17 protein-coding genes are annotated in these 10,310 nt (G+C 61.2%); 5 read left to right on the forward strand and 12 right to left on the reverse strand.

From position 1 onward, the window contains the following. From HMPREF2924_RS24910 to HMPREF2924_RS24960, 11 genes are all read right to left on the reverse strand, one after another. Positions 1-212, reverse strand: a 212-nt coding sequence (locus tag HMPREF2924_RS24910) for a DUF2786 domain-containing protein (protein WP_141765574.1), incomplete at its 3' end; no start/stop codon positions are given. A 1-nt stretch (position 213) separates the two neighbouring features. Next, on the reverse strand, positions 214-831 hold the full coding sequence (locus HMPREF2924_RS24915; protein ID WP_023089286.1) for a DUF3164 family protein: 618 nt from the start codon (positions 829-831) through the stop codon (positions 214-216). Beyond that, positions 824-1,024, reverse strand: a complete 201-nt coding sequence (locus tag HMPREF2924_RS24920; RefSeq protein WP_015975362.1) for a hypothetical protein — start codon at positions 1,022-1,024, stop codon at positions 824-826. The genes HMPREF2924_RS24915 and HMPREF2924_RS24920 overlap by 8 nt, the downstream gene beginning before the upstream one ends. Then, positions 1,017-1,391 (reverse strand): hypothetical protein, encoded by a 375-nt coding sequence (locus HMPREF2924_RS24925; protein WP_052156535.1) that lies wholly within the window; start codon positions 1,389-1,391, stop codon positions 1,017-1,019. The genes HMPREF2924_RS24920 and HMPREF2924_RS24925 overlap by 8 nt, the downstream gene beginning before the upstream one ends. Then, a complete protein-coding gene (locus HMPREF2924_RS24930) occupies positions 1,391-1,672 on the reverse strand; it encodes a hypothetical protein (RefSeq protein ID WP_015975364.1) in 282 nt (93 codons plus the stop codon). The genes HMPREF2924_RS24925 and HMPREF2924_RS24930 overlap by 1 nt, the downstream gene beginning before the upstream one ends. Continuing rightward, positions 1,669-2,010, reverse strand: a complete 342-nt coding sequence (locus tag HMPREF2924_RS24935) for a hypothetical protein (protein ID WP_033940199.1) — start codon at positions 2,008-2,010, stop codon at positions 1,669-1,671. Before HMPREF2924_RS24935 ends, HMPREF2924_RS24930 begins: the two co-directional genes overlap by 4 nt. Position 2,011: 1 nt before the next feature. Next, positions 2,012-3,184, reverse strand: coding sequence for an ExeA family protein (locus tag HMPREF2924_RS24940; RefSeq protein ID WP_023089289.1), 1,173 nt, complete (start codon positions 3,182-3,184; stop codon positions 2,012-2,014). Further along, positions 3,184-4,965, reverse strand: a complete 1,782-nt coding sequence (locus HMPREF2924_RS24945) for an integrase catalytic domain-containing protein (RefSeq protein WP_043502560.1) — start codon at positions 4,963-4,965, stop codon at positions 3,184-3,186. The genes HMPREF2924_RS24940 and HMPREF2924_RS24945 overlap by 1 nt, the downstream gene beginning before the upstream one ends. 2 nt (positions 4,966-4,967) lie before the next feature. Next, the gene (locus HMPREF2924_RS24950; protein WP_023089291.1) at positions 4,968-5,894 is read right to left on the reverse strand and encodes a DUF3102 domain-containing protein; all 927 of its coding nucleotides are present in this window, start codon (positions 5,892-5,894) and stop codon (positions 4,968-4,970) included. 10 nt (positions 5,895-5,904) lie between these two features. Beyond that, on the reverse strand, positions 5,905-6,213 hold the full coding sequence (locus HMPREF2924_RS24955) for a helix-turn-helix domain-containing protein (protein WP_023089292.1): 309 nt from the start codon (positions 6,211-6,213) through the stop codon (positions 5,905-5,907). Next, positions 6,206-6,691: a hypothetical protein gene (locus tag HMPREF2924_RS24960; protein WP_003127832.1), complete on the reverse strand. Its 486-nt coding sequence runs from the start codon at positions 6,689-6,691 to the stop codon at positions 6,206-6,208. Before HMPREF2924_RS24960 ends, HMPREF2924_RS24955 begins: the two co-directional genes overlap by 8 nt. A 123-nt stretch (positions 6,692-6,814) precedes the next feature. On the opposite strand from HMPREF2924_RS24960, the gene HMPREF2924_RS24965 reads away from it, so the two are divergent. Further along, on the forward strand, positions 6,815-7,039 hold the full coding sequence (locus tag HMPREF2924_RS24965) for a hypothetical protein (RefSeq protein ID WP_021204956.1): 225 nt from the start codon (positions 6,815-6,817) through the stop codon (positions 7,037-7,039). Positions 7,040-7,321: 282 nt separating this feature from the next. Here the strand turns inward: HMPREF2924_RS24965 and HMPREF2924_RS24970 are convergent, their stop codons facing one another. After that, a complete protein-coding gene (locus HMPREF2924_RS24970; protein ID WP_015649411.1) occupies positions 7,322-7,531 on the reverse strand; it encodes a DNA-binding protein in 210 nt (69 codons plus the stop codon). A 61-nt stretch (positions 7,532-7,592) separates the two neighbouring features. On the opposite strand from HMPREF2924_RS24970, the gene HMPREF2924_RS24975 reads away from it, so the two are divergent. The 4 genes from HMPREF2924_RS24975 to HMPREF2924_RS24990 all read left to right on the forward strand — a co-directional run. Further along, the gene (locus HMPREF2924_RS24975) at positions 7,593-8,030 is read left to right on the forward strand and encodes a helix-turn-helix domain-containing protein (RefSeq protein ID WP_061362700.1); all 438 of its coding nucleotides are present in this window, start codon (positions 7,593-7,595) and stop codon (positions 8,028-8,030) included. Between the two features lie 3 nt (positions 8,031-8,033). Beyond that, positions 8,034-8,666: a hypothetical protein gene (locus HMPREF2924_RS24980; RefSeq protein ID WP_021204954.1), complete on the forward strand. Its 633-nt coding sequence runs from the start codon at positions 8,034-8,036 to the stop codon at positions 8,664-8,666. A gap of 736 nt (positions 8,667-9,402) precedes the next feature. Further along, the gene (locus HMPREF2924_RS24985; RefSeq protein WP_015975376.1) at positions 9,403-9,699 is read left to right on the forward strand and encodes a putative holin; all 297 of its coding nucleotides are present in this window, start codon (positions 9,403-9,405) and stop codon (positions 9,697-9,699) included. A 125-nt stretch (positions 9,700-9,824) separates the two neighbouring features. Further along, a partial coding sequence (locus HMPREF2924_RS24990) for a transglycosylase SLT domain-containing protein (protein ID WP_168172973.1) occupies positions 9,825-10,310 on the forward strand: 486 nt, incomplete at its 3' end.

Below are 10,310 nucleotides of genomic sequence, written 5' to 3' on the forward strand. Positions count from 1 at the left end.
ACCCGCCAGGCCGGCGGTTTTCCATCCGAGCCGGCGGGAACCCTGGCTTCGCCAGCCATGCTGGCCAGCACGTCTCCCATCTCCAGATTGTATGCTTCCATCAGTTTGTGGGCATGACGCAGCGCGATCTCGGCCTCGTTCGGGTTGGAACCCCGTCCCTTCGCCATTTCCAGGCACTTCTTGATCTTGTCGAGGATACGGTCCTGGTCCATGTCACACCCCTGCGATATTCAGGCTGATCGGCAGATAACGGTCAGTCATGCCATCGCGTTGGAAGACGCGGATGTACACAGCCTGGCCGTTGACCTGGATGGAATCGCGCAGGGCCTGCATGGCCCGCTTCCAGTCCGGGTCGTCGATCTCCACACGTAGCAAGCTGAGGACGTCGTTGGTCTTGATCTGCCCCTGGCGGTTGGCGCGAAAAGCGCGATCCACCAGTATCCGCAGGTGGTTGTTGGCTCCCTCGCTCCAGGCGCGGATGCATTGATCGATCAATTCCTTGGCTGCCAGAATCTCCTCGCTGAAGACGATGCGATCCGCGTGGGCTCGCTCGATCTTGTAGCGTCCGTCGTAGGTGATGATGGAGACGTTGCCCTTCTTCCCGCCAAGCGTGACGCCGTACTTGTCACCGCAGATCCGGATCAGATCGTCGATATCTGCCAAGGCACGCGCCTTGAACCGAGCCAGAGATTCGTGGAGGAGTAGAGCCTCTTCAACCAGGTCGCAGGCAACCTGGTCGCGCAGTTTGTCGTGCTCTCGCACCTGGTGCTCAGGCACCAGGTGGCCCGCTGCATTCTTCACGTAGCCAGCCGGGATGTGAGTATCAGCCATGGGAGTTTTCCTCTTCGGGATTCGGTACAACGCTCATCTCAGCCAGGGAGACGAACGCATTCAGGATGTGTCCGCAGTTGCTGCAGGTGATCACCAGCTCGATCAGGCTCGGGTCATGAGCTGCAGAGCCCGCGGTGATTTCGGGGTACGGCGTGCTGCACTCGGAGCAGTCGATCTCCAGAACATCAGCCATGGGGACGTCCCTCCAGTTCGGTATCAATCTGCAGGTCGATCGCGTCACCCTGTGCGAGGAGCAGCGCCGTGGCCTTCACCAGGTTCTTTCGAGCGTCCAGGCTGGGTTTCCACCACGATGACTCGAACGGCCACCAGCCCGGCACCAGTTGCGTCAGGCACGGCTCTCGCTCTGGCTGGCAGATCTGCGTAACGGCTTCGTCGGCGTAGCAGGTAGCAGCAAGCGCCAGTTCACCGCCTCGGTGCTCGGCGTCATGGTCGGGGCTGAAGCCTTCCTGTCGGATCTGCCGCTGCCGTTCTGTCAGTACGTCCCGAGCGAAGGGGCTCAAGCTGAGGTCGCATAGGCTTTGCGTGGCGCCATTGTTCATCAGTGCACCCTCCCTGCTGATTGCTGAGCGCGCCGCTCCTGCAGGTAGACCGCCATGCACTGCAGCTCCGCATGCAGCTTGGAGAAGTGGCCGGCGATGAAGAGGTCGATGAGCTTGACCAACATGCTGTCCAGCTTGTGGCTGATGGTCTTCAGCTCCACCAGCTCCTGGTCCTTCGCGAAACCATCGCGCAAAACGTCCTTCAGGGCTTCCCGGCAGTCCTGCTCGCTCATGGCGTCAACATCCATCAGCGGGGTGTACGCGTGGGTGATGACGGTCATTGGTCTTGCTCCTTCACCGGGGTCGTCCAGCCCACATCGACGCCGAGCAGGCTGACGAGATGTAAGGTGACACTCCCGCGGGTGGTCTGCCGAATGCCGCGGAGGACACCCTCGAACCGCTGATACAGGCGAGGTGCGTCTTCCGCACGAATGAACAGCCGGCGATCGAGCACCGACGTCTGATCAATCGGAATGCCGGCCTTGCGCAGGGCGCGGGTGGCGTTGTTGACGGCATCCAGGCATCGGGCCAGCTCCGGCGTCAGCACGGTGCAGAGCGGCAGATGGGTAGCTATTGGATGCTCTTCAGGGAGGCGGCCAGTGATCGGTACGACGTTCATCTCACACCCCCTTGATCACATCGGCAGTGACGAGCGGTTCGCCGACATGCACCGCCAGATTCATCGCCGCGATCATCAAGTTGCCGATGGCCAGCGGGTAAAGCTGGCTCGTTTTGTCTCGGCCGCTTGTGCTCAGGCGCTCGATCAGCGCCTGGATGCCGCTTGCGTCGACCACTTCGGTCAGCGGCTTGCCGACCCGGCCGAAGCGGAACTCCAGGTGCTTCTCCACTGCTGCAACCGGGAGCGGCTCCAGCTCCACGATCTCGATGCGCTGCACTACCTCGCGCACGTCGCCATTACGTGGGGAAAGCTTGGTGCCCAGTTCGGGTTGTCCAATCAGGATGATGCTGACCAGCTTGGTGAAGCCGGCCTCAAGCTCCCGCAGGCGCTTGAGCTGCTTGAGCGTTGGGATCGGAAGGCTGTGTGCCTCCTCAATGATGAGGACGTGGCGGAAGCCTGCGGCATGGCTGGTCTTCAGCGCCTTGTGTAGCTGGGCGAAACGCGCTTCGGGCGAGGATTTGGCTTTTTCAAGCGGCGCTACGGCCGCCATGATCGATTCAGCGATATGGGTCGATTTCAGTGTCTTGCCCTTGGTGTCGTTGTCCTCCATCGCCAGCACATAGGGCTCGATGACGATCACCGGTGCACTCTCGCTGTCCAGGCGTTGCACCAGATCTCGACGCAGCGTGGACTTGCCAGCGCCAGACTCGCCGATGACTGCTAGGAAGCCGTCGTGCTTGGCGACCTGATACATGCATTCGCGGACGTAGCGAATATCGGGGCTGACGTACATGTCATCAGCGCTCTGCAGCTCGTCGAAGGGGTCGCGACGGATATCGAAAGCCTTCTTCGTCGCTGGTAGCAGCACCTGTTTGCGCATTAGCATGGGCTCGCACTCCTCGTTTTCTTGACCGTTTTCGGGGGTTGCAGGAGCCTCGGCGTTGGCGCGCCGGGGCTCCATCTCTTCTTCCAGCAGCGCGATGTCGTCATCGTTCGCGCCGTGCTCGTATAGAAAGTCCGCGACCGCGCCAAACAGGCGAGATTTGTCGAGGGACTTCGGCCAAAGGCCGTGATTGATCAGTTGAGCGATCGCCGCCGGGCTCAAATCGACCGCTCGGGCCAGGTCGGCCTGGGTCTTGCTGACCCCGGCAAGCACTTCCTTGAGTTTCAGCATCAGTTGCCTCCTACGACGCGCAGGCCAGGCCGGGCCGGCTTGCGCAACTGGTTGGCGATGGCGTCGAGCTGGTCTTCCGGCACGCCTTCGGGGTGGGTCTTCTTGAGCCAGGCCATCGAGTCCGTGGTCCAGGCTTCACCCAACTGCGCGCGTAGACGTTTGGCCGCCTCGACATGCGGAAGGAGCGGAACCTCCACGATGGGGGCTACCAAGCTGTGTTCCGTGCCGCGTCGAGGCATGAAGGTGGGCAGTTGGGTGTCGTCGATATGTTGGAAGGGCTTCAAGGCACCGCCGAACGGAACGGCCTTGGCCTTGCGCGCAGCCTGCACTTCCGTTTCGCTTTCGACGCCATAGGCCAGTTGGTCAACAGCTTTGCGGGCCTTCTGCGCCGGAGTCTCAGCCTGACGGCTGAACGTCTGCCCGATCACCGGTGAAGTGGTCGCGTAGCCGCCCTCATCCTTCTCGACCTTGGGAAGGACATAGAAGACCTGACGGCCCTGCTCGTTGACCGTGACCAGTTGCACTGCATCTTCGCGCCAGGGGTTGCGGGTGATCAGCACGCGGTCGTTGACGTTCACGTCCGGGACAACCGAAATGTCGTACTCGCATCCTCCGAACGAGACGCGAAGTTTGGCCGTGACCTTCCGAGACTCTGGTGCCCTCACCGCAAGCTCCCGGCACAGCTCGACCGTGGGCGCCTTGATCAGTTGGTCCGCCCGGATGGTCATCCAGAGCTCTGACCTGGTGCGCCTATGCCGGCTGTGTACGGCCGTAGCATTGAAGTGGGCGCGCCACTTCTTCGCTTGGGCGTTGAGTTCGTCCAGGTCGTTGACCGGTTCGAACTTCAGCTTCGACTCGAACTTGCGCTCGATGATGTTCCGGGCGTTCTCGACCGAGCCCGTAACCCGCGCCGCGCCTGGCGCGTGCACGATGACCTCGATGCCCAGGGAGCAGCAGAGGTTCTTCGACATCGCCGAGATGTTGGCCGAACCAGGGTCCATCATCAGGATGCGTGGCACGCCGTGGAGCATGTCGGCTCCACCACGCTCTTGCATGGCCTCGATCAGCACCGTGCAGAAGTTCTCGCCACTCTCGGCGCCCATCACATAGCGAACGTAGATCCAGCCGGTGTAGTGATCGGTGATCTCGTAGGACCACACACGGTCAGCGGCCACGCGATCCAGGTTCGCTGGCTTGTTCTTGTAGAACTCCTTGCGATCCATCACCTGTAGGCCGCTAGCCTTCTTGTTCGCCCCAGGCTTCAGGTAGTAGAGGACGCAGAGGGACGCATCGATCTGCCAGACGTGGTTCGGATGCAGGCTGCGCAGTTCGGTGACCGGCTCCGGCGCCAATAGCTGGGATGGATGCAGGCGGTAGCTGTGCAGCGCGCGGCTGATCGCGCTGATCGACATCGGGCGGATCTCTCCGGTGCGTCGGTCGACAGACTCCGCACGGATCAAGCCGCTGGCGCGAAGATCCTCGACCGCATCAGCAACGGAATACAGGCGCTTCGCGTTATGTCGGGCCGAGTGGATCAACGCCGTGCTGATCACCAGGGCCTCGTCACGCCCCAGGCGGCTCTGCCCCGAGTCCTTGCGCCGCTTACGCGGTGCGCGCTCACGCACCTGTACATCCTTCAGCTTGCGGTACAGCGATGCCAGCGACAGACCCAGCTCTGCCGCGGCTGCTTTGCATAGCGCCGTGCGCTGCCCCTGACCGGCGCTCTGTAGCTGCCGGTCGAGGTCAACCAGGCGCTGGGTGATGACGGCAGACACGGCCATGATCAGGCTCCCACTCCGTCCGCGAACTGGGCATCCAGGGCGGCCATATCGGCCCCCACCCAGTCGGGTGCCTGGTCGCGACCAAGCTCTGCAGGCAGGTCGAACTCGTTGCGTACCTCCTCCAGGAGTGATTCCAGGTGAACGATCAGTGCAGCCTGGAAGGCGCGATGGTCGGCACCTTGCTCCTCGGCCTGCTCGGCCAACTTGGCGAAGCCTTCACGCAGTTGCCCCATGATCCCGACCTCGACCTCATAGGCCATGGAGGTGACTTCCTGACGCAGCTCTGCCGCGCGCTGGTCGGCCGTCATGGTTTCCACCTGGCGGCGCGTCTTCTCCAGTTCGAGCTTGGTGTTCTGCAGGTTCTCGGTGGTGTTGGCCAGCAGGCGCCCCTGCGCTTCCTTGTCCTCGCGGAGGTCGCGCAGAGCCTTGCGCAGCTCGCGGCAGCTCATGCGCTCGATGTCGTCTAGGTCGAGGCCTGCAACTGTGCCTCCATCGGCAAGTGCAACGAGATCGTCATCATCTTCGCTGATCAGTTCGAGTAGCTTCGCCTTCCCCAAAACGGACAACGTTGTCCGTTTTGACTCCAGTGCAGGAGACAGGTATTTGAGCGCCGCCTGCATCATCCGGCGCGCTGCGCGCTCATGTATCCCCAACTGTTCAGTGACGATCTGAGTGAAGTCGCCGTGGGGCTCATGCTCTTTCAGCACGATCAGGCGCTTTCCGGCTTCCAGCATGGCTTCTGCCGACTGGGCCATGTAGAAGCGCGCCTCATTGACCACGCGGATGCGGTCGTAAGGGAGGCCGTCGCCGAACTGCGCCATGACCTCGGCACTGTGCTCCGTCATGGTGGCGATGTTCTGGTTGATAGCGGCGCTATCCAGCTCCGGCAGCTCTACTGCGGGTTTCGGTTTGGTGGCAGTACGTCCCATGGGTATCCCCTCAGATCATGGAGCCGGCAGCGACCCGGCGGTTGAGTTCGTGGATGCGGTTCTGCATGCGGCTAACGTGGTCCGCATGGGCCTGGGCGATCTGCAGCATGCTGACGCTGTGAGCGAATCGGCCATCTTCTCTACGCTCGGCTAGGCCGGCCTCGATGAGGGTCTGCATGTAGCGGGTGATGTTGGCCGGGCTCTCGCCAAGGGCCTTGGCGACTTCGCCATTCGAAAGGCCCGTCAAGGTGTGTCCTTTCAGCGCGATCAGAACGCGCAGGACGCGCAGCGCGGTTTCGTTGACGCGTTTCTCAGTCATCGGAATCTCCAAGTTCGAGCTGGGGGTGTTCGTGTTGGGTGACGTTTCCGTGGTGCCAGGCCAGGGACTCCAGGCCCGCCCGCAGCGCGTCCAAGGTCTTGTCTCGGTCTTGGCTGCCGGCATGGAAAGCCAGGAGCGCCCCAACGGCGTCATGCAGGACGGTCTGCAACTGCTGCACATCCTTGGGCGACGTCGTGCGGCCAGTCGGAATGTCGATGAGGAGCTTTCCGTGGGCGGCAGCCAGGTAGCGTGTGATCAGTGGAATGCCGGTGGCTTTCTCCAGGGGCACCACCAGGCACAGCGGCAATCGGCCGTTGGCCATCCACTTGTAGAGACTGGATTGGTTGGTCTGCCCCAGGTGATCGATGGCGAGGCGCTCGACCCCGCGGTTGTACCTCTGCGTACCGTGCTCCACGCAGCCTTCAATGGATGCGCAGGGCGAGCGCGGCACCCAGGTCTTCCAGTTCCGGCGCTTCATTGGACGGCGCTCCAGAAGCCCTTCTGGCCGTCATCCAAACAAATAGCTGTTTTCACCATTGGCAAAGCTGTTGCCACAGCGTCAGCCTGATGAGGTACATTCACATTCGTCGGAGAGACTGACATGACTACCCCCGATCACTTGGTTCTTGATGCGTCGATGCGTTCGGCGTTTGTGGCTCTCGCGCGTCGCCTGTCGATTGATCACGGGCTGGATCTGGACGGCCTTGCCGACGATCTGGAGACGCTGGCGGATGCTCAGCCGGGCGATATGTGGCAAATGCCCCACCGCGATCTGGCAGGGGTGCTGCGGCATGTTGCCGAGCGGACGCAAGTAGCCGCGAGCTGACCTCGAAGGCTTCGTCGCGACTCAGGCTGTGTTTGAACAGCCGTCCAGCGCTGATGAGCATCAGCCGGTCGATGAGGCGTTCGGCGCCTGGTGATGCAACGGTTCGGTCCACCAGCAGGAGGCTGCTCTGGTGCGCGTCGGCCAGGTGCCAGGAGATGTCCGATGTATCGCCAGGGGCGCACGCGATCAGTGCATCGAGCGCGGCGCGCCAGGTGTCCATCGGGGTCGGGATCAGGTCGATGTGCTCGACAGGTGGCTGGGTGCGGGGCATGGCGGTGTTCCTCACGCAGCAGCTACAGAAGGCTTCAGGCCGAGCTTCACAGCTATTTCGTGGGCTTGGCCGTAGTTGGCTTTGAGTTGGCCATTGAGAACGCGGTAGACGTCGTTACGGGCGTAACCGTTTTCCTTTGCCCACTCGGTGAAGGTTTTGCCGGCCTGGCGGAAGCGTTGCTTCACCTGGTCGGCCGTGAGGGCTTTGGTTGCAGCGGCCATGGCAGTGGCTCCTGTAATGCAAAGATGTTGCGGGTTTGTATGAATGATGATGGTCCCAATTATGGGACTCGTCAAGGTATTTGTGGGGACACAATTGTCCATAGGTCGGCGAATCAAAGAGGAGCGCGAGCGTCTGGGTTACACCCAGGGGGACTTCGCGGAACTTGTAAATGCCTCCAGAAAATCCCAGATGCGTTGGGAGCAAGAAGGCGGACCCTCGCCAGACGCCGAAGCTCTAGCTATCTGGTCGTCTGAAGGGGTCGATGTGCCGTATGTACTAACAGGGGTGCGTTCAAGTAGAGGCACGAACCAGCATCTGCCAGCAGATGAGCAGGTTTTGCTGGAGGCTTATCGGGGCCTTACTGCGAGCAAAAGAAAGGAGCTGCTGGCGGCGCTGCTTACTGGCCAATCTGGGAAGAAGCTCGCCAAATCTGGCAGCGTAACCGTACAGGGCAGCGGTAATAGGACGGCGGGGCGGGACTACCAAGAGAAGGAGTGACCCGTGAGCGACATTGACGTTGATGGCGATCGCAACCGGGTCGCAGGACGTGACTTCATTGAGGTCCATCTTGCGCCCGAACATGAGCCGCTGTCTCAAGAGCAGAGGAAACGACTGAACTTGCTGGTGAACAACATCAGCAGTGAGTACAAAGTTGATCCTTGGACTCTATGGAGAGAGGTCGTTCATACCCGCATTGGCGTGAGCAAAGTCCGGCAGATTCCGAAGAGCAAGTTCTCAGAGGCCGAACGAGCGCTGCTGGAACACGCAGAACACCTACATTCGTTGTCACATGCCAAACGATTGGTTGCAGAGGTGCTGCAGATAGCCAACGAGCGAGGGCTTTATCAGGACCTCACCCGCTACTGTTCGAGGGAGTTCGGCTTGACAGTGCTCAACAAGCTGAACCCTGAGCAACTGAAGCAAGCACTGCGCTTTGTCGAGGATGCTGCCGGCCTTTCCTCGCAGCAAAATAACCAGCTACCTGCAGACCGGTCCTTGGAGGGTCAAGCCCACGAGCGGCACGGTTCGGGTTGGAAGGCGTTTGTCATCGAAGCCAGAGCCATGGTTGTCGCCTACCCCATTCAATGTGGACTACTTGCTGCTTTGCTCGTGGTGTTGGGGAAAGCAATTTAGTAAGTGAAGGCGCTCGCGCGTCGCTCAGCAAGCGAGCAGTGTGACCAGAACTGAATTTCGAAAGGACACGGGACAGTGGAAAGGCTGATATTTAAGGGGCGGGTTTGGCTGCTAATAGCTGCATTTGTCGTAGTCGCTGGTTGTGCGACGGCCACCATAGGAAAACCATTTCCGGCTAGCAGCGTAGGTCAGTTGCAATTGGGTGTTTCTACAATGGAGGATGCGCGCCGGTTACTCGGCGACCCACATCAGGTAGAAACAAATCAAGCGGGTGAACAGCTACTCATATGGCAGTACGTTCGCTCAGATGCCACCAGCGGTTTCGCCTCTGTTGATGTTAAGACCAGTCAGCAATTGGCCGCTCTCGTATTCAGCCCTTCTGGTCGCCTATTGCGCGTTGGCAGGTTGATCAACACACCCGCTCCATTAGCAGCCCCACCCGCCCTCCATAGAACTACTGGCTCAGATCATGTCTTACAGACTCGCGAATCGGTCCAAGAGCAACTGGACCAACTGAACCAGATGCAGCTCCCTTACCAGGAATACCAGCGGCGGTATCGGGAGATTACAGGGCAGTGAGTAGGGATACTCCATGCTGCCCCGTCCGGCCAATCGATTGATTTTCGAACTGCCGAAAAGCGACCTCGCGCGCGCGTGACGATGATGTCCGGGCGTCCTGCAGGAGCAGGATGCCCATCAGTTGGCCAGGGATGGCCACCCTATCGGGAGCATCGTCATGTCATCGCCGCAACCCCGGCGCCGCCGCGCGCCGCGCATGACCAGCTGGACGCTGGTCACCCTCGTCCTTCTGATCATTCTCGCCGCCATTCGCCCGGAGCAACTCCAGGTCGTTGCCTACAAGCTGGTCCTGGTGACCTTGGGCGCGGTGGCCGGCTATTGGATCGATCGCAGTCTGTTCACGTTCGCGGCTCGCCCGCATGAATGCTCGGCCAACCTGGAGGTCGTGGGTGCCTGGCTGCGCCGCTCGCTGATCGTCCTGGGCTGCATCCTCGGCTTGACCCTGGGGCTGTAACGATGGGGATTCCGCAGACGATCCTGATCGTTGCCGCCATGACTTATCTCCTGTCGTCGTATCGATCGGATGGTCTCACCACCAGCGTGAACGTCCGGCGCCGAGCATGCTGGGTCGGTGCGCTGATGCTCCTGCTGCTGGCCGGCGGTTTCTTCTCGTCGGCCAAGGCCGATGAGATCCCGCGGGCCGCCGAGCAGTATCGCCGCGTGCTGGTTCGAGCGGCGCATGCTGAGTGGGGACTGTCGGCGCCGATCGCTACGTTCGGTGCTCAAGTGCATCAGGAGAGCCGCTGGCGTGCTGATGCCCGCTCTCCCGTCGGCGCACAGGGCTTGGCGCAGTTTATGCCCGGTACCGCTGAGTGGATCGCCGGCCTGTATCCGGCCGCCCTCGGCACCAACCAGCCGTTCAATCCAGGCTGGGCACTGCGCGCGCTGGTCACCTACGACCGTTGGCTCTACGACCGAAACCAGGCCTCCAGCGAGTGTGATCGCTGGGCATTCGTACTGTCCGCTTACAACGGCGGCCAAGGGTGGGTAAATCGCGACCGTAAGCTGGCCTCGGCATCCGGCGCCGACCAGTTGGCCTGGTTCGATTCCGTCGAGCGCTTCAAC

The organism is Pseudomonas sp. HMSC063H08 (assembly GCF_001813645.1).
Lineage (GTDB): Bacteria > Pseudomonadota > Gammaproteobacteria > Pseudomonadales > Pseudomonadaceae > Pseudomonas > Pseudomonas aeruginosa.